The sequence below is a fragment of the Nisaea denitrificans DSM 18348 genome, from assembly GCF_000426505.1.
Classification (GTDB): domain Bacteria; phylum Pseudomonadota; class Alphaproteobacteria; order Thalassobaculales; family Thalassobaculaceae; genus Nisaea; species Nisaea denitrificans.
On sequence record NZ_AUFM01000011.1, the window covers coordinates 1834350 to 1852733 of the forward strand.

The 18384-nt window shown below is 59.9% G+C and carries 19 protein-coding genes; 11 read left to right on the plus strand and 8 right to left on the minus strand.

Annotated features, from left to right (window positions below; genetic code table 11):
* The first annotated feature begins 88 nt into the window (after positions 1-88).
* Positions 89-883, plus strand: a complete 795-nt coding sequence (locus K328_RS0109610; protein WP_028465804.1) for an SDR family NAD(P)-dependent oxidoreductase — start codon at positions 89-91, stop codon at positions 881-883.
* 22 nt (positions 884-905) lie between these two features.
* Here the strand turns inward: K328_RS0109610 and fliG are convergent, their stop codons facing one another.
* Entirely contained in the window at positions 906-1928 is a 1023-nt protein-coding gene (gene fliG / locus K328_RS0109615; protein WP_028465805.1) for a flagellar motor switch protein FliG, read from the minus strand.
* Positions 1929-2176: 248 nt separating this feature from the next.
* Between fliG and K328_RS25750 the strand changes: the two genes are divergently transcribed.
* Positions 2177-3388 (plus strand): MFS transporter, encoded by a 1212-nt coding sequence (locus tag K328_RS25750; protein WP_028465806.1) that lies wholly within the window; start codon positions 2177-2179, stop codon positions 3386-3388.
* 15 nt (positions 3389-3403) lie between these two features.
* Here K328_RS25750 and K328_RS0109625 read toward each other — a convergent pair whose 3' ends face one another.
* The 4 genes from K328_RS0109625 to K328_RS26640 form a co-directional block, all read right to left on the minus strand.
* On the minus strand, positions 3404-3694 hold the full coding sequence (locus K328_RS0109625; protein ID WP_028465807.1) for a type II toxin-antitoxin system RelE/ParE family toxin: 291 nt from the start codon (positions 3692-3694) through the stop codon (positions 3404-3406).
* Positions 3681-3932, minus strand: coding sequence for a type II toxin-antitoxin system ParD family antitoxin (locus K328_RS0109630; protein WP_028465808.1), 252 nt, complete (start codon positions 3930-3932; stop codon positions 3681-3683). The genes K328_RS0109625 and K328_RS0109630 overlap by 14 nt, the downstream gene beginning before the upstream one ends.
* A 391-nt stretch (positions 3933-4323) precedes the next feature.
* Positions 4324-4755 carry a hypothetical protein gene (locus tag K328_RS0109635; RefSeq protein ID WP_028465809.1) on the minus strand — a complete coding sequence of 144 codons (432 nt, stop codon included), beginning with the start codon at positions 4753-4755 and terminating at the stop codon, positions 4324-4326.
* Between the two features lie 88 nt (positions 4756-4843).
* Positions 4844-5779, minus strand: a complete 936-nt coding sequence (locus tag K328_RS26640) for a DUF2971 domain-containing protein (RefSeq protein WP_156901216.1) — start codon at positions 5777-5779, stop codon at positions 4844-4846.
* Between the two features lie 220 nt (positions 5780-5999).
* Here K328_RS26640 and uvrB point away from each other — a divergent pair, with 220 nt between their 5' ends.
* Together uvrB and K328_RS23295 are read left to right on the plus strand one after the other, a co-directional pair.
* Entirely contained in the window at positions 6000-8201 is a 2202-nt protein-coding gene (gene uvrB / locus K328_RS0109645; protein ID WP_036553294.1) for an excinuclease ABC subunit UvrB, read from the plus strand.
* A gap of 306 nt (positions 8202-8507) precedes the next feature.
* Positions 8508-9485: a calcium/sodium antiporter gene (locus K328_RS23295; protein ID WP_036553296.1), complete on the plus strand. Its 978-nt coding sequence runs from the start codon at positions 8508-8510 to the stop codon at positions 9483-9485.
* An 8-nt stretch (positions 9486-9493) separates the two neighbouring features.
* On the opposite strand, the gene K328_RS0109655 is transcribed toward K328_RS23295, so the two are convergent.
* Positions 9494-9856, minus strand: a complete 363-nt coding sequence (locus K328_RS0109655; RefSeq protein ID WP_028465812.1) for a dihydroneopterin aldolase — start codon at positions 9854-9856, stop codon at positions 9494-9496.
* Positions 9857-9858: 2 nt separating this feature from the next.
* Positions 9859-10704, minus strand: a complete 846-nt coding sequence (locus K328_RS0109660; protein WP_342665271.1) for an SDR family oxidoreductase — start codon at positions 10702-10704, stop codon at positions 9859-9861.
* 390 nt (positions 10705-11094) lie between these two features.
* Between K328_RS0109660 and uvrC the strand changes: the two genes are divergently transcribed.
* The 6 genes from uvrC (at position 11095) to K328_RS0109690 (ending at position 16285) form a co-directional block, all read left to right on the plus strand.
* Positions 11095-13062 carry an excinuclease ABC subunit UvrC gene (gene uvrC, locus K328_RS0109665; protein WP_051284695.1) on the plus strand — a complete coding sequence of 656 codons (1968 nt, stop codon included), beginning with the start codon at positions 11095-11097 and terminating at the stop codon, positions 13060-13062.
* A gap of 75 nt (positions 13063-13137) precedes the next feature.
* Positions 13138-13755 (plus strand): CDP-diacylglycerol--glycerol-3-phosphate 3-phosphatidyltransferase, encoded by a 618-nt coding sequence (gene pgsA, locus K328_RS23300; protein WP_051284696.1) that lies wholly within the window; start codon positions 13138-13140, stop codon positions 13753-13755.
* 37 nt (positions 13756-13792) lie between these two features.
* Positions 13793-14299, plus strand: coding sequence for a molybdopterin-guanine dinucleotide biosynthesis protein B (gene mobB, locus K328_RS0109675; protein WP_028465815.1), 507 nt, complete (start codon positions 13793-13795; stop codon positions 14297-14299).
* A 3-nt stretch (positions 14300-14302) separates the two neighbouring features.
* The gene (locus tag K328_RS0109680) at positions 14303-15574 is read left to right on the plus strand and encodes a molybdopterin molybdotransferase MoeA (protein ID WP_028465816.1); all 1272 of its coding nucleotides are present in this window, start codon (positions 14303-14305) and stop codon (positions 15572-15574) included.
* A complete protein-coding gene (gene moaD / locus K328_RS0109685; protein WP_028465817.1) occupies positions 15571-15822 on the plus strand; it encodes a molybdopterin converting factor subunit 1 in 252 nt (83 codons plus the stop codon). The genes K328_RS0109680 and moaD overlap by 4 nt, the downstream gene beginning before the upstream one ends.
* Before the next feature lie 4 nt (positions 15823-15826).
* Positions 15827-16285: a molybdenum cofactor biosynthesis protein MoaE gene (locus tag K328_RS0109690; RefSeq protein ID WP_028465818.1), complete on the plus strand. Its 459-nt coding sequence runs from the start codon at positions 15827-15829 to the stop codon at positions 16283-16285.
* A gap of 3 nt (positions 16286-16288) precedes the next feature.
* Here the strand turns inward: K328_RS0109690 and K328_RS0109695 are convergent, their stop codons facing one another.
* Entirely contained in the window at positions 16289-16966 is a 678-nt protein-coding gene (locus K328_RS0109695; RefSeq protein ID WP_205620603.1) for a GntR family transcriptional regulator, read from the minus strand.
* 81 nt (positions 16967-17047) lie between these two features.
* On the opposite strand from K328_RS0109695, the gene K328_RS0109700 reads away from it, so the two are divergent.
* A complete protein-coding gene (locus K328_RS0109700) occupies positions 17048-18199 on the plus strand; it encodes a benzoate/H(+) symporter BenE family transporter (RefSeq protein ID WP_028465820.1) in 1152 nt (383 codons plus the stop codon).
* Positions 18200-18384 lie beyond the last annotated feature (185 nt).

The following is an 18384-nucleotide window of genomic DNA, read 5'->3' on the forward strand; positions in this document are numbered from 1 at the left end:
AAGCGGAGGCCAACGCCTCCGCAATTTGCCAACCGCCCCGAACTTGAGGAGACTGCGCCCACATAAAATTTAAGGGCGGGGAATCCTCATGCGTTTGAAAGACAAGGTCGCGATCATCGTCGGAGCAGGGCAGCAACCGGGCGAAACCGTAGGGAACGGGCGGGCCGTCGCCCTCCGCTTTGCCGAGGAAGGCGCGAAACTCCTGCTGGTCGACGCGAACGCCGACTGGGCCGGGGAAACCGCCGCGCTTTGCCGGGAGTCTGGGGCCGAGGCGGAAGTCGCTGTCGCCGACATCACCCGGGAAGAGGATTGCCGCCGCATCGCCGAGGCCTGCGTCGAACGCTTCGGGCGCATCGATATCCTGCACAACAATGTCGGCCGCTCGCGCGGAGACAAGCCGACGCCGGATATGGATGCGGACATGTGGGACGAGATCATGAACATGAACCTCAAGGGCATGTTCATGACCTGCAAGCACGTGCTCCCGGTGATGCGGGAGCAGCGCTCCGGCGTGATCCTGAACATCTCCTCAACCTCGTCGATCGCCGCCCGCGGCACCGTCACCTACAAGACCAGCAAGGGTGCGGTAAACACCATGACCCACCATATCGCGATGGAGAACGCGCCCTACGGCATCCGCGCGATCTCGATCCTGCCGGGCCTGATGGATACGCCGATGGCGATCGAGCGGCGGGCAAACGAAACCGGCAAGGCACGCGACGAAATCCGCGCCGAGCGTGCGGCGGACGTCCCGCTTAAGGGCCATACCGGAACCGCTTGGGACGTCGCCAATGCGGCGCTGTTCCTGGCCTCGGACGAGGCCGGGTATATCACTGGAATCTGCCTGCCGGTGGATGGCGGGCTAACGGCGAATGTTGGGTAGAGTGAGTGTTGGCTAGCCCGCGTCAGTAAACCAGTTCGTCGTCGCCGCCGGAGCCGCCGATCACAAGCTCGCCTCTGTCGGCGAGGTCCTTCGCGGCCGTCACCATGGCAGTCTGGGCCTCCTCCACATCCTTGAGGCGCATCGGGCCGAGCGACTGCATGTCCTCTCGCAGCAGCTTGGCCGCGCGTTCGGACATGTTGGAGAAGAACAGGTCTTTCAACTCCTCCGACGCGCCCTTCAGCGCGATGGTGAGCTTGTCTTTGTCGAGCGCGCGGAGCAGCGTCTGCACACCCGCCGGATCGACACGGGAAAGATCCTCGAAAGTGAACATCAGGCTGCGAATCTTCTCCGCACTGTCCTTGTTGCGCTCTTCAAGAGCCGACAGGAAACGGGACTCGGTCGCCCGATCCAGATTATTGAAGATCTCCGCCATCATCTCGTGACTGTCGCGCCGGTTGGTGCGCGCCAGGTTCGACATGAACTCGGTGCGCAGCACGCGCTCCACGTCTTTCTCGATGTCCTTGTTCACCGCTTCCATGCGGAGCATCCGCATGACGACTTCCATCGCGAAGTTTTCCGGCAGGATCGACAGCACCTTGCCCGCATGGGCCTGACCGATCTTGCCGAGGATCACGGCGACGGTCTGCGGGTACTCATTCTTCAGGAAGTTCGCGAGAACCTGCTCGTTCACATTGGCGAGCTTGTCCCACATCGTGCGGCCGGCCGGACCACGGATCTCTTCCATGATATCGCCGACGCGGTCGCCGCCGAGCACCTTGGTCAGCAGCCGCTCGGTCGAATCCATGGAGCCGACGAGAGAGCCGGTCGAGGAAACCTGTTCGGCGAATTCGACAAAGAGGCGTTCGACGATGTTGGAGCTGACGGTTCCGAGCCCCGCCATAACCTGCGAGACTTCCTTGATTTCTTCGTCGTCGAGCAAGGCAAACAACTTGCCAGCCTGCTCTTCGCCAAGAGACATCAAAAGGATGCCCGCCTTTTCCGGCCCGGTAATGCCGCGATAATCCTCGCGAATGCGCATGCCCATATGGTGTGCCTTCTCTGCGGGGTATCGGTATCTTGCGTTAAACTTTAACAATTACCTTAGCATATTCATAACCTGATAAAATAATGGGTTTTCAATTATTCAGGAAAACTTGCCGTCTGCGAGATGGTTGTCCAGCCAGCAGTACCGCCCCTGACCCACCACGAAACGGACAGAAAACCCGCGCAACAATCGGATATCCCGAAACCGGACCGGTGCGTATCACCCGGCGAAACGTTTTGGAGAGTCCCATGTCCGTCATTCACCGTCTCGCCGGTGCCGCCTATGGCACGCATCTGGGCGATCAGATCGCCCTCGTCTCGGTGCCGCTTGTCGCCGCGCTGGTCTTCAACGCCTCCGCCGAACTCATCGGCATTCTCGTCGCCTGCCAGTCCATGGCGCACCTCCTGGGCTCGATCCCTTTCGGCATGCTGGTGGACCGGCGGCAGTTGCGCAGCCTCGCCATCGCATCCTCGCTGATAGCGCTTACGGGCTTCACCGGCGCCGGGCTCGGTGTCTGGGCCGGTACTGTCGCCTGGTTCGGTGCCGGTATCACGCTGGCCGGGTTCGGCACCGTCCTGTTCGCGCTCACCGCCCTGTCGATCCTCCCGAAAGCCGCACCGGCGACCGGACTGGCCCGTGCCAATGCCGCCATCGAGACACCGCGCGCGCTCTGCAGTTTCGCGGTTCCTCTGGCGATCGGCCTGCTGGTGGCGGGCATATCCCCGCCGCTGATTTATGCCGCCGCTGCATGTGCGGCTCTGGGCGCGCTGCTCTTCACCACGAGCCTGCCGACATTCGAGACCAGTCAAAAACAGCCCGTCTCCCGGATCACCCAGATCCTTGAGGGCGGACGCTATGTCGTCACCCACAAGCTGCTGCTTGCCATCTCGTTCTGCGCGATCTTCTGGAACCTCGCCTTCGCCGCCCTGCTGGTCGTGCTGGTGCCCGCCATCCGGGATCTCTATCACTTCGATCCCGGCGCTTTCGGCGTTGCCCTGTCGGCCTTCGGGCTGGCCGCCTTTACCGGCTCCTGGCTGTCGGGCCGCATCGCCGACAAGCTCGCCCCGCGCTTTGTGCTGCTGTTCGGTCCGGGCAGCTCCGCCATCGCCGCCGCCGGCATCCTGCTGATCGGCCCCGAAAGCCCCGCAGTCCAGCTTTACGCCTGCTTCTTCTTCATCGGCTTCGGCCCGTCCATGTGGCTGATCGCGCAGAACTCCGTCCGCCAGCTCGTCACCCCGCCCGCCCTGCTCGGAAGGGTCAACGCGGTAATCCAGACAGCCATCTACGGCGTCCGCCCCCTCGGCGCCCTGATCGGCGGCGCGGTCGCGGGAAGCGCCGGTGCGGAGGTCGGGATCATGTTCGTGGTTCTGGCGTTCTTCGCGTCCTTCGCCGTGTCGCTGTTCAGCGGACTGCGACGGGTGGTGAGTTATGAGAGTCTGAAGGCGCCGGAGGCTGCATGATTGACCACGACTCTCTCAGAGCTGTGGCACCATGCGCGCGTGCAGGATGCGCATGACCTCAATTCCTGCCTTTGTCCGCCGGTAATAGATCATGTGCCGCTGGACAGGATGGCGGCGATATCCCGTCCGGATATCGTCGCACGCGCTTCCGGCGAAAGGCAGTTCCGCCAGCAGAGCAAAAGCAGCCGAGAGTTCGTCAATGTAGCGGTCCGCGCGTGACGCACCCCAAAGCCGGGCCGAGAACCGCCATATCGCGATCAGATCCTTCCGCGCCTTGGGGGCGAGGCGGACTTCAGACCCGGCCATACTCCGCTTTCATCTCCGCCTTGAATTTCTCCGCATCGAACGGCTCGGACGGGCCACTTTCCTCCGCTTCGGCAAGGGCAGCGCGGATCGCTTCGGTCTCAACCGCATCCGCCTGATCCCGACGGATCAGGTCGCGGATATATTCGCTCTGGTTCGCGTACTGACCCGATGCGATCCGATCCTTGATCCACGCATCCTGCTGTTCCGTGATGGAGATGGCCCTGCGTACAACGCTCATATGCGCTCCTCCAGAGGTGCATTGATGGTACGATATCATAGGATTTATGGAGGATGAGAGGCTTTCGTCAAAGGCCTGCACGTCGGAAAGGCCAGTGAAGAAGCAAATGATGTAAATACGCCCGATCAAGACCGAGGCCGACCACGCGGCGGCACTGACGCGGGTCGACGCCCTGATGGACGCGGCTCCGGACAGCCCCGAAGGCGGCGATTTCGCGATTGCATACGGAATGGAAGGTGCCGGCGGAGTGCCTAATTGCGCCGCGCGAGCGGGGGAGACGACTTAGGAGACGGTGAGCGAGTTGGGTGCGTGTCCCCTTATTTCCCTTTAGGGGAATTAGGTGCGTGTCCCTTTAATCGCCGTGTCCCTTTAATCGCCATTGCAGAAGCGTTCACTTGATCACCGTCTGCATCGCCACGAAGAATCGGACAAAGCACGCAGGTAGGGAGAGAATCCAAACGAAGAAATAGATGTTCAGAATAATTGGCGCCAACCGCTCCAATGTCGACCGCAGTTCTATTGGACGCACAAGTGTCCGGCTGCACCATCTGTTGAGCCAGTAGAACCCGAATAGAATAAGCAAAAACAAGCCGTAGAATCCGACAAGAAACTCAAAACCACTCAAACGCCCGACATCACTTAAGGGAGAGAAGAGGCCGAACGTGAGGCCAATCACCACCATGTCGATCGCGAAGCCGACGATCCAAAAAACAGGCGGGATGAAGAAGACCAAAGACAACAGCAACAGGCTTCTGAGTCTCAAACCCGGAAACAGGACCGGCTCGGTCACGAGGGAGACTAACAAGCGGCGTGGATCGAACATTGGACCTGTCTGACGGATGATTCTATTGCCCAATTTAGCGGAATTAGGCGCTGTGTCCCCATAATCAATTCATGTCCCCCTATTTACCTTAATCACGCATTGGCGTCAGATCATGCCTATCAAAAAACCTCCCATAAGCCCCGGAAACGGAGGCTTCGACGCCAAGGTCGCGGAGAATCTTAATCTGAACTTCCTTCTTCCAATCCGGCATTCTGCTATCAATCCAGACCTCATCAATCTCGGCCGAATCAAATTCAAGAAAGATATTATTCCCACTAAAATCACTCAATCGTGCACCACGCAAATGAGAATCAAATAAAACAAAAAACGGATCTTTCCGGCAATCTTCATATTCTCGATCATTTCTCGTCACGGACCGAAGAACAAATCTAAATTCCTCCTCATGCCTATAGGCGATATCTTTTAAAAACTCACCACAAATACTACTCTCTGTCATTTCATTGGAAAACGCCTTATATTCCTTTTTGAATTTATCCTCCTCCAGCCGAGCCCGGCCGCTCCATCTGGAATAGAAATCAAAAAATTTTTCCTTCATATCACTAAGAATTTTATCGTAATCGACATATATACAATCACCATATTCGACCGGATAAAAAAGAAGGCGGCCGTCAGAGGGAGACGCATAGTGCGCCTTAGCAAAATTATTATCTTTTACGAATTTTTCTACACTTCTTACTATTAATCTTTTCTTAACTCCCACTTGCACACCTGAAAAATGTGGAGAATACAACTCCCACATCGCGATACTATCTCTTCTTTTCGACCAACAAGAAATAAAATACGACTGTTTACACTCCTCGTATGATTCTATTATTTTATCAATCTCGCCTTTACTGAAAGGATGCGTCACCGGATTCTCTAAAATCCGAAAAAATACCCCCAACAGTTCATTTCTATCTTTGAAATTTGATGCATTTGTAAACCTCATCGTTCCTGTAGAAATCAGATCAACAAGCTCAAAAAAATCAATTATTCTATACAAGACAATATCTTCACCCTTCACATGCACCCCCAAATCAACTTTTTATTAATCAGATAATTTTCGCCACTCAATCAACGACAACAACGCAATCAGGTAAATCTGGCAAAACCCTCCGCCCTCATCCCCTTCAAAAACTATACTCGTATGGCTTTTTTTTATCGCGCTAAACGCGCGCACTCGAACACCTTAATAAACTACAATAACCCTTCTTTAAGTGAGCAAGCCCCCCTACATTCCCCTCATGAGCACGCAACTCGACGATCCTCGCCCGCAGCCGCTTTACGGCGCCGTGAAGCCCGACCTGAAGTCCGATGCTGCGCCGCAGGACCGGGGGCGGCCGTTTGAGATTGTCTCGGAGTACAAGCCCGCGGGCGATCAGCCGGCGGCGATTGCGGAGCTGATTGGCGGGATTACCGCGGGGGAGATGGATCAGGTGCTGCTCGGGGTTACCGGCTCGGGCAAGACCTTCACCATGGCGCATGTGATCCAGCAGGTTAAACGGCCGGCCCTGGTTCTGGCGCCGAACAAGACCCTCGCCGCGCAGCTTTACGGGGAGATGAAGAGCTTCTTCCCGAACAACGCGGTCGAGTATTTCGTTTCCTATTACGACTATTACCAGCCCGAGGCCTACGTCCCGCGCACCGATACGTTCGTCGAGAAGGAAGCGACGATCAACGAGCAGATCGACCGGATGCGGCACTCCGCGACGCGTGCGCTGCTGGAGCGGGATGACGTCATCATCGTCGCGTCCGTGTCCTGCATCTACGGTATCGGGGCGGTCGAAACCTACGGCAAGATGACGGTCAATGTGAAGGCCGGCAGCACCATCGACCAGACCAAGCTGATGCGTCAGCTCGTCGAGCTGCAATACAAGCGGAACGATGCCAGCTTCCACCGCGGCACTTTCCGGGTGCGGGGGGATTCCATCGAGATTTTTCCGGCCCACCTTGAGGACCAGGCCTGGCGGCTGTCCCTGTTCGGCGACGAGGTGGAGAGTATCCAGGAATTCGATCCCCTGACCGGCCGGAAGTCGGCCGAGCTGGAGCAGGTCCGGATCTTCGCCAACAGCCACTATGTGACGCCGAAGCCGACGCTGCATCAGGCGGTGAAGTCGATCAAGCAGGAGCTGAAGCTGCGGCTGGACGAGATGCACAAGGCGGGCAAACTGCTGGAAGCGCAACGGCTGGAGCAGCGCACCGTCTTCGACATGGAGATGATGGAGGCGACCGGCTCCTGCGCCGGGATCGAGAACTATTCCCGCTATCTTTCGGGCCGCAATCCGGGCGAGCCGCCGCCGACCCTGTTCGAGTACCTGCCCGAGAACGCCATGCTGATCGTGGACGAAAGCCACGTCACCGTGCCGCAGATCGGCGCCATGTATAAAGGCGATTTCGCGCGCAAATCGACGCTTTCCGAATTCGGCTTCCGGCTGCCCTCCTGCCTCGATAACCGCCCGCTGAAGTTCGAGGAGTGGGAGGATATGCGGCCGCAGACCGTGTTCGTCTCCGCCACCCCCGGCCCGTGGGAGCTGGACCGTACCGGCGGTGCCTTCATCGAGCAGCTTGTCCGGCCGACCGGCCTGATCGACCCGGTCTGCATCATCCGGCCGACCGAGACCCAGGTCGATGACGTAATCGCCGAATGCAAGACCTGCGCATCGCTCGGCCAGCGGGTGCTGATCACCACGCTGACCAAGAAGATGGCCGAGGCGCTGACCGAATACATGCACGAGGCCGGCATCAAGGTGCGCTACATCCATTCCGACGTGGATACGCTGGAGCGGATCGAGATCATCCGCGACCTGCGGCTCGGCGTGTTCGATGTGCTGATCGGCATCAACCTGCTGCGTGAGGGGCTGGATATCCCGGAATGCGCGCTCGTCGCCATCCTGGATGCGGACAAGGAAGGCTATCTGCGCTCGAAGACTTCGCTGGTACAGACCATCGGCCGCGCCGCCCGGAACATTGAGGGCCGGGTGCTGCTCTATGCCGACAAGATGACCAACAGCCTGCAATACGCCATCGACGAGACCAACCGGCGCCGGGCGCGGCAGGAGGAATATAACAAGGAGCACGGCATCACGCCGGAAAGCGTGAAGAAGAGCATCGGCGACATCCTGGAAAGCGTCTATGAGCGCGGCGACCATGTCACGGTCGAGACCGGCTCCGACGAGGGCGAGCTGGTCGGCAAGGACATCAAGCAGGTCATCGCCGAGCTGGAGCAGGCCATGCATGCCGCCGCCGCCGATCTGGAATTCGAGGAAGCCGGCCGTCTGCGGGACGAAATCAAGCGGCTGGAAGCGGCGGATCTCGGCATGACGCTGGACGGCAAGCCGCTGCCCAAGGGCGCCGTGGTCCGGGTCAAGGGCCCGGTGCAGCCCCCGAAAGGCAAGCCGGACAGGGGCAAATCATCCAAGCGCGGCTCCGGCCGGCGCCGCAGTTAATATCTCCTGACGCCGAGCATTTCTCAATCGACTAAAAAGCTGCATAAAAGCAAAGGGTTCAGAGCGATCCACTTTGTCGCCGCCCGCTGCGCAGAGAATACCTCCCGAAGGCATCAAAAGGATTGAAAGCGCAGGCAAAGGTCTAATATCTAGGAGCAATCATTTAGGCCCACCGTAGCCCGCCGCCAGATTGAGGGGGCGGGCCTATCCAGAATCCGGTGTTAGCCATCGTCCTTGGAAGGCTGTTTCCGTGACCGCAGAGTGTCGTCATAAGTTGCCAAATTGTATGCAACTGGGAGTCCCCGCTTGATCGCCCCCCTCGCCCTTTCCATCGGCGGACTCGTACTCCTGCTCGTTGCCGCGGAGATCATGATCCGCGGCGCGGTCGGCGGCTCCCGCATCCTGAAGATCTCCCCGCATCTCATCGGCCTCACGGTCATCGCCTTCGGTACTTCGGCACCGGAACTGTTCGTCAGCCTGAAAGCGGCGCTGCACGGCCATGACGGCATCGCTATCGGCAATGTGGTCGGCAGCAACATCGCTAACATCCTTTTGATGATCGGCACCGTCGGGGTGATCTATCCCTTCGCCTGCGGCGACCCGGCGCTGCGGCGCGACGGCTTCGTCCTGCTGCTCTCCACCATCGTCTTCGTGATTCTATGCCATGCCGGCGTGATCGAACGCTGGCAGGGCATCATCATGCTCAGCGCGCTCGTGTGTTTCCTTATCTATTGCTACATAACCGACCGCCGGAGCTGCTCGAACGACGACAGCATCCACGCCAAGGAAGTGGACGAGTTCGACAATCTGCCAGACACTATGCAGAAGGCGGTAATCTACACGATCATCGGCTTGGTCGGCGTGGTCTTCGGCGCGCGCCTGCTGGTTGACGGTGCTGTCGATGTGGCCCGGCTGCTCGGTGTCTCGGAGACGGTGATCGGCATCACCATGGTGGCGCTGGGCACCTCCATGCCGGAACTGGCCACCACAGTGGTCGCCGCCGTCCGCCGCCATAACGATGTTGCATTGGGCAACATCATCGGCAGCAACATCTTCAACACGCTCGGCATCCTCGGTGTGGTCTCGATCGTCACACCGCTCAGCATCCCGGCGGAAATCATGGAATCAGACCTCTGGGTCATGCTCGGCGTCACCACTGTCTTCGTCACGGCCGCACTCGGCCTGAAGACCCTCGGCCGGCCGCTGGCGGTGCTGTTCTTCTTCAGCTACGCGCTGTTCATCATCGACCAGTTCGTCGACCTGACCAGACTGATCACCGGCTAGCCGTTACCTCAGCGCTCGTACAGCAGGCTGAAGCCGACCGCCTCGCAATCCTCGTACACATCGGGTTTGCGCGTGGTCACACGGGCGCGGCGCACCACAGGCCGCTCCGCAATCATTTCGACGATGGCGTGACAGAGAGTTTCCTGCAGGTTGAAACGGCGGCGCGCCACCAGATCCAGGATCTCGGTGCGGACGAAATCGTAGTCAAGCACCCGCTCGATTGAATCGGCGGCGCCGGTCGGATCGACATCGACATCCATCTCAACACTCACCAGCACGCGCTGTGGCTTGCCGCGCTCGAAATCGTGGATGCCGATATCCGCGATCACCGCGAAATTCTCCAGCAGGATCCTTGCGTTCGTGATCGGCACGCCTAGCGGCCTCCCTCGTTCGGAGTGTCTGCATTGTCCATGAAGGCGACGTCGCGCGGCATGGCCTGCAGAACCTGGCCGCCATCGATGGTGATGCACTGACCGGTGAAGGCGGGCGCCGCGAGGATGAAGCGCAATGCCGCCAGGATCTGCTCCGGCGTCGAGCCGCGCCCAAGCATGAGAGATTTCTGCGAGCGCTCGAATTCCTCCTGAGACTGCGGCCCGCTCGGCAGGGTCACGCCGGGCGCGATGCCGGCCACCCGGATATCCGGCGCCAGCTCCATCGCCAGCATTTGCGTCATGCCGTGCAGCGCGAATTTGGTCAGGGAATAAGAAAGATAATCCGGGTTCGGGCCGAACACCTTGTTGTCCAGCAAGTTCACGATGCAACAATCGGTGCGGGGGCCGATGCCCTCTCCAGCCTGTCTGCCTACAATTTCGGCAAAGGCACGCGATAGAAGTGCCGGCGCTCGAACATTCACGGCATGATGCCTGTCGATCAATTCTGTCGTCAGGCTGCCCAGCCGGTCATCCTCGAACAAAGCGGCATTGTTCACCAGCAGGCCAAGCGGCGGTGCCCCGTCGGCCGCACGGTCAATCAGGCGGAGGACGGCACCCGGGTCAGAGAGGTCGCACTGCAGGGCCTCGGCAGAGCCTCCAGCGGCACGAATCTCGCCAACCAGGGCTTCCGCGTCCGAGCCCGAGCCGTTGAAATGCACCGCTACATGCCAGCCATCCTTAGCGAGCCCCCGGCACAGCTCCGCGCCGACGCGGCGGGCACCTCCGGTCACAAGGGCTGTCCTTTTTTCAGCAGCGTTTCTTGTCATCTGGAAACAGGCTTCACTCATGCAGTCAAAATCAGCTTTGCCGACCCTATCCTTGTGCGCCGAGCGCGAAAAGCCACGACTGCGTTAGGGAGAATTTTTTGCACATTTTGCATCAATAGCCACCAAAGACACGAATGAGTCATGACTTCGTCACAAATAGTGATCAGAATCAGCGTTCTAGGGTATTTTTTGTTATATTTCAATTGGTTGCCATATTTGCTCAAATTTTGAGCAATGCGGCCAAACTGAGAGAAAATGGGTCCTCGAGCCCTGCACACGAGAGTTATTCACAGCCTTGTCCACAAATATCGGGGATAGAGTCCCAGGCAATAACGTTAACCTTAACTCCCGTTCAAGGTTTGCTGGCGACAGCCCGTTTCCGGCTACGATCAGATCGGTTACAAAGACGGTATGTCGACAACAAAACCCGAGCTGGATCTGCCGGAACAGCTCCCTTCAGCGGAGCCGAAAGCGGATATCGCGCGGGGCGTGAAGGTGATCCAGCAGCAGGTCAAAGTGCTGCCAAACGCGCCCGGCGTCTACCGCATGCTCGATGCCGCAGGCGACGTGCTCTATGTCGGCAAGGCGCAGAGCCTGAAAAAGCGGGTCGCGAACTACACTTTCCCGGCCAAGCTGCCGCACCGGATCTTCCGCATGGTCAGCGAGACCATGCGCATGGAATTCGTGCGCACCCATACCGAAGTCGAAGCGCTGCTGCTCGAAAGCAACCTGATCAAGAAGCTGCGACCACGCTTCAACGTGCTGCTACGCGACGACAAGTCCTTCCCCTATATCCTGCTGACCGGCGATCATGACTGGCCGCAGCTGGTCAAGCATCGCGGCGCCCGCAACCGCAAGGGAGACTATTTCGGCCCCTTCGCTTCTGCCGGTGCGGTCAACCGAACGATCACTGCCCTGCAGCGCGCCTTCCTGATCCGGAACTGCACAGACGCCACATTCGCCAGCCGCACCCGTCCCTGCCTGCAATATCAAATCAAGCGCTGCGCTGCGCCCTGCGTCGATTATGTCAGCAAGGAAGACTATGCCGAGCTGATCGAGCAGGCGAAGGCGTTCCTGAGCGGCTCCAGCAGGAAGGTCTCGCAGCAGCTCGCCGAGCGCATGCAGGAAGCAAGCGACGCGCTCGACTTCGAGAGCGCGGCCCGGTACCGAGACCGGATCAGGGCGCTGGCCCATGTCCAGTCGCATCAAGACATCAATGTCGAAGGCGTCGAGGATGCGGACGTGATGGCGCTGCATGGCGAAGGCGGCTCCGCCTGCATCCAGGTGTTCTTCTTCCGGGGCGGCAGCAACTACGGCAACCGGGCTTATTTCCCGAGCCACGACAAGAGCATGGAGCCGGGAGAAATCCTCGCCGCTTTCGTCGGCCAGTTCTACGACAACAAGCCGCCGCCCAAGCTGGTTCTGGTCAGCCACGACATGCCGGAACAGGAGCTGATCGCCGAGGCCCTCGGGACCAAGGCCGAACGCAGGGTCGAAGTATTGCGCCCGCAGCGCGGCTCCAAGCGCAAGCTGATGGAGCACGCGCTCTCAAACGCCAAGGAAGCCCATGCTAGACGGCTGGCCGAGAGCGCATCCCAACGGCGCCTGCTGGACGGTCTCGCCGAAGCACTGGACCTGGACGGCCCACCCGAACGCATCGAGGTCTATGACAACAGTCATATTCAGGGCACCAACTCGATCGGCGCCATGATCGTCGCCGGGCCCGAGGGGCTGATGAAGAACGCCTACCGCAAATTCAACATCCGCAATGTGGTCCCGGCGGACAAGCCCCTGCCGGAGACGGTCGAGCCTGACGAGAACGGCGATGCGCCGGTTCAGGCCGGTGACGATTACGCCATGATGCGGCAGGTATTGACCCGCCGCTTCGGCCGGGCTCTGAAGGAAGATCCGGACCGCAGTTCGGGCAACTGGCCGGATCTGGTGCTAATCGATGGCGGCCAGGGCCAGTACACCGCGGTACGGGAGGTGTTCGACGAGCTCGGAATCGAGGATGTCGCCCTTGTCGCCATCGCCAAGGGACCCGATAGGGATGCCGGGCGGGAGCGGTTCTTCTCAGGCAAGCGTGCGCCCTACTCCCTGCCGATCAACGATCCGGTGCTGTATTTTCTGCAGCGCCTGCGGGACGAAGCCCACCGCTTCGCCATCGAGACGCACAGGGCGAAACGGACCAAGGCGATCGGCCAGTCGAAAATCGACGAGGTCCCCGGAATCGGTGCCAAGCGCAAGAAGGCATTGCTGCATCATTTCGGCTCCGCCCGGGAGGTTTCCCGCGCCGGACTTCAGGATCTCGAAGCCGTCGACGGAATTAGCAAAACTGTAGCCAAAAAAATCTATGATTTCTTCCATGATGAGGCCTGATTGGTGTAGCGTCTCGGCAATGGAATACGAGGACGGAATCGCCGTCCCACCCACTCTTCAGACCAGCGCAGAGATATGACCGGCCTCCCCAATTTGCTCACCATGTCGCGTATCCTCGTGATCCCCCTCATTGTGGGATTCATCTGGTATGGCGAGGACACTTACCGTTGGATCGCTTTCGGCCTCTATGCCTTCGCCGGCATCACCGATTATCTCGATGGCTATCTAGCCCGGTCGATGAACCAGCATTCCGATTTCGGCCGCCTGCTGGACCCGATCGCGGACAAGCTTCTGGTCGGTGCCGTATTGCTGATTCTGTGTTCACTCGACCATATCTCCGGCTACGGCCTGCTGCCGGCGCTGGTTATTCTGCTGCGCGAGATCCTCGTCTCTGGCCTGCGCGAATTCCTGGCGGAGATCCAGGTGCGCATGCCGGTCAGTCGGCTGGCAAAATGGAAAACAGCCTTCCAGATCGGCTCGCTCGGCTTTCTGATCGTCGGCTCGGCAGGTCCCGAATGGCTGCCTACCGTGCTGATCGGCGAGGGACTGTTGTGGGCAGCGGCCATCCTGACCCTGATCACCGGCTATGATTATCTCCGTTCCGGCCTGCTGCATGTCACCCCGGAAGCAGAGGCTGAACGGGCTCGCAGGAAATCCGGCGGCACCGGCAAAAGCGCTTCTGCTGATGCATGACTTGAGTCCGGCACGTCCGGCCCTCTAGACTTCGCCCATGAAAATTTTCGGCCTTGTCGGATGGAGCGGCAGCGGCAAGACGACATTGCTCGTCAAGCTGTTGCCTGAACTTGTCGCCCGCGGCGTCCGCGTCTCGACCATGAAACATGCCCACCACGCTTTCGACGTGGACAAACCGGGCAAGGATTCCTATGAGCACCGCGCCGCCGGGGCCAGCGAGGTGCTGGTCACCTCGGCGAACCGCTGGGCCCTGATGCACGAAAATCGCGGCACCCCGGAGCCGACCATCGAGGAGCTGGTCCAGCATATGAGTCCGGTCGATCTGCTGATCATCGAGGGGTTCAAGGACCACGCGCACGACAAGATGGAAATCTACCGGGTGGCCACCGGAAAGTCCCTGATCCAGCCGAACGATCCGCTGATTCGGGCTGTGGCATCGGACGGTCCGGTTGAGGCCGCGACTGTTCCCGTGCTCGATTTGAACGATATTGCAGGGTTGGCGGACTATATTCTCGACTTCACTGGATTATCGAAAGCCGCTTGAGCCATGTCGCAACTGACAGATGACTGCTTCGCCTTCGGCGGGAAGCTGATCCCGGTCGCAGACGCGCTTGCCCGGTTTCGGGAGATCCTAGTCCCTGTGGTTGAACCGGAAACCGTATCTCTCACCGATGCCCTCGGGCGCGTGCTGGCAACCGACGTCATCGCAGGCCGCTCCGTGCCACCGCACGACAATTCAGCCGTGGACGGTTTCGCCGTCTATTTCGACGATCTGGCCGAAGGGGCTGAAACGGTGCTGCCGGTTACCGCCACCATCGCGGCAGGACACCCCATGGACGGCCCGCAGAAACGCGGTACGGCAACAAAGATCTATACCGGCGCCCCGATGCCGACCGGCCCGGACGGCACATCCCCCGACACAGTATTGATGCAGGAAGATTGCCGCCTCTCCGTCGATCGCGTCGTTATTCCGAACGGCATCAAGCGCGGCGCAAATCGTCGCTTTGCCGGTGAAGATGTAAAACAGGGCGCCCGAATTCTGGAAGCGGGCACACGCCTGCGGCCACAGGATATCGGGCTTGCCGCTGCCGTCGGACTGACTGAACTCGACATATGCAAACCGCTGCGCGTAGCGATCTTCTCGACCGGCGACGAGGTGCGCGACCCCGGAACGAGCGCGCCCGACGGCACGATCTACGATTCCAACCGCCACACCATCTCCGCTCTACTGCGCGGGCTCGGATGCGCAGTGATCGACATGGGCATCTTGCCCGACAGGCTCGATGCCATTCGCGACGGACTTGAAGGTGCGGCGGGGAAAGCCGACATGATTATGACCACCGGCGGCGTTTCAACCGGTGGCGAAGATCACGTGCGGAACGCGGTCGAGTCCCTTGGCTCCCTGCATTTCTGGCGCCTCGCCATCAAGCCGGGGCGTCCGGTTGCCCTCGGTCAGGTCGGCAAGGTGCCTTTCATCGGACTGCCGGGAAATCCGGTTGCCGTGATGGTGACCTTCCTCCGGGTTGCCCGGCCGCTGATCCAGCGGCTCGCCGGCGCGGCGGATACGGATCCGGCGCTGTTTCCGGTCCGGGCGGCCTTCGACTACAAGAAGAAGCAGGACCGGCGCGAATATGTCCGCGTCACCCTGAAGCGCACCGGCGCGGGCGGTCTCGAAGCCGTGAAGTTCGAACGGGAGGGAGCCGGGATACTCTCCTCCATGGTGGCGGCCGACGGGCTTGTCGAGCTGCCGGAAGACTGCACCGGTGTGAAAGCCGGAGATATTGTCGACTACCTGCCCTTCAGCGAGGTTGGCCTGTGAAGATTTTGTATTTCGCCTGGATGCGCGGCAAGACCGGCATCGGAGAAGAAGATGTCTCCCCGCCCGAGACAGTGACAGACGTGGCGGGGCTGGTGGCCTGGCTGAAAACCCGCGGCCCCGGCTTCGAGGACGCGTTTTCGGACATGAAGGTGGTGCGGGCTGCCGTGAACCAGGAATTCGTCGAGCTCGACGCAACAATCGGCCCAAATGACGAGGTCGCCTTCTTCCCACCGGTAACGGGGGGCTGACGCCGTGATCCGGGTGCAGAAGGAAGACTTCGATCTCGCCACCGAACTCTCCGCGCTCAGTGCCGGGAACCACAATATCGGCGGCATCACCAGCTTCGTCGGGCAGGTCCGCGACATGGCCGATGGCGAGCATGTCGGCGCCATGACGCTGGAGCATTATCCCGGTATGACGGAGAAGATGCTGGAACAGATCGACGCGGAGGCCAACAAGCGCTGGCCGCTCGAAGCCAGCCTGATCATTCATCGCTACGGTCGGATGGAGCCGGGCGAACAAATCGTCCTGGTCGCCTGCGCCTCTCCGCACCGGGAAGCTGCCTTCGAAGCCTGCCATTTCCTGATCGACTGGCTCAAAACCAAGGCGCCGTTCTGGAAACTCGAAGAAAAAGACAGCGGCGCAGCCTGGGTCGATGCACGGGAAAGCGACGCCGACGCAACCGCGAAATGGGACAAAGGGGACGCCTAGCCCCTAGGACGCCTCCAAACTCGAGACCAGAGCCTTTCCCGCAGTTTCAATATGCATCACGAGGCAGGACACGGCGCGGCCTTCGTCTCGCTTTCTGCAGGCAAGGAGCAAGTCATGGTGCTCGGCATTCGAGCGGCTCGCATAATCCAGCGTGGCGATCGTCATGCTCAGATACCTGTTCGCCGCCTGGCCCAGCATGTCGATGTGGCTTAGGAGCCGTGGGCGCGCAGCCGGAGCATAGAGCGTCTTGTGAAATGCCGCATTCAGCATGCCATATTCCGATGCAGGCGCACGCTCGATGCGATCCTGAACTGCCGCCGCCCGATCAATTTGCATATTGCTCAATTCCGGCAATGCGATCCTGAGCGCCAGGCTCTCCGCGGCAACCCGCATCTCGAATATCTCTTGAACGTCATCTACGGAGATCGGAGCCACTCTGGCGCCCCGGTTCGGGTCGAGCTGGACAAACCCCTCGCCTTCAAGAAGCCTCAGGGCGTCACGTACCGGCATCCGGCTGGCCTTGAAACGCTCTGCCAGATGCTCCTGACGCAACGGACTGCCCGGCGACAATCGGCCTGAAATAATCTCATGACGGAGCCCGGAAACGATGTCCGCCACGGTCCCACCGCGTCGCCTCAACACCCGGCCATGCATTTCGGTTACTTTTTCCACGTTACTCATAGTTAAACCTAGCGCGTTTGAATAATTGACAAAATCTCTTTTTGTATCCAATTTTTATTTTTGCATCCAAAAGAGATCCACATGCGCTCCTCAATCGTCATTTCCGCGTTCGTCGCGGTTGTTGTCGGCTTCGGCGGATCGGTCGCGGTCGTTCTGGCGGCAACAAAAGCCGTTGGCGCCACGGAACTTGAGACCGCCTCCTGGATCGGAGGCCTATGCCTCGCCATGATGGCGACGTCCGGTTTCCTGAGCGTTCGCCACCGGCTGCCCGTCGTCACGGCCTGGTCGACGCCGGGGGCCGCGCTGATTGCGGCGACGAACGGTGTAAACATGAGCAGCGCGGTTGGTGCCTTCCTCGTTGCCGCAGCTCTTGTCCTGGCCACTGCCGCTTTCCGCTCCCTTGGCGCACTTGTCGAGAAACTTCCGTCAGCGATCGCATCCTCCATGCTGGCAGGCGTTCTCTTTACCTTTGTGCTCGAAATATTCGGGGCACTTCAGGGGAGCCCAGCACTCGTCCTGCCTCTGGTCGGGGGCTTCATGGTTCTCCGGTTGATCTCGCCTGCATGGGCAGTCTTGCTGGTGCTCATTGTCGGCATCATGTTGGCGCAGGGTCTGGGGATGATCGGTTCAATTCCTGCACTCGGCCTTTCGGAGTTCACGTTGATCCATCCGACCTTTGATCCCGCGGTGCTGATCGGGGTCGGGGTCCCGCTATACCTCGTAACCATGGCGTCGCAGAACCTTCCCGGTGCAGCCGTACTACGCGCCGCCGGATATCACGCGCCGATGCGTTCGATCCTGACAGTGACCGGCCTCGCCTCGCTCCTGACCGCCCCGCTCGGCGCCCACACATCCAATCTTGCAGCAATCACCGCCTCGATCTGCACCGGACCGGACGCCCATCCGGATCCGTCCAAACGGTGGCTCTGCGGACCGTTCTATGCACTCGGTTACGGTTTTCTTGCCATTTTCGGCGCATCGGTTGTGGCTGTGTTCACCAGCTTCCCCGAAGCGCTGATCCTGACGATAGCCGGGCTCGCGCTTCTCGGCCCATTCGTGGGAGCGATCGGCAACGGTTTGGCGGAAGAACGCCATCGATTTGCCGCCGCCGTGACCTTCGTCGTTACAGTTTCCGGGATTGGCCTGTTCGGTATTGGGTCCGCGTTCTGGGGGCTTTTAGCCGGACTAGCCGTTCTCGGGCTTGATCGCCTGAAAACCATTATTGTCCGGTAGTCGCGGCAGACACGTTGTCCGTCGACCTGGAGGCGGCGGAACGAGTTAACGGAATCGCCTTCGATGCCTGCCATTTCCTGTTCGACTGATTGAAAATCAGGGCTTCGTTCTGGAACCTCGAAGAGGAAGACAACGGTGCCGAATGGGTGGATGCGCGGGAGAGCGGCAAGGGCGCCGCATAAAAG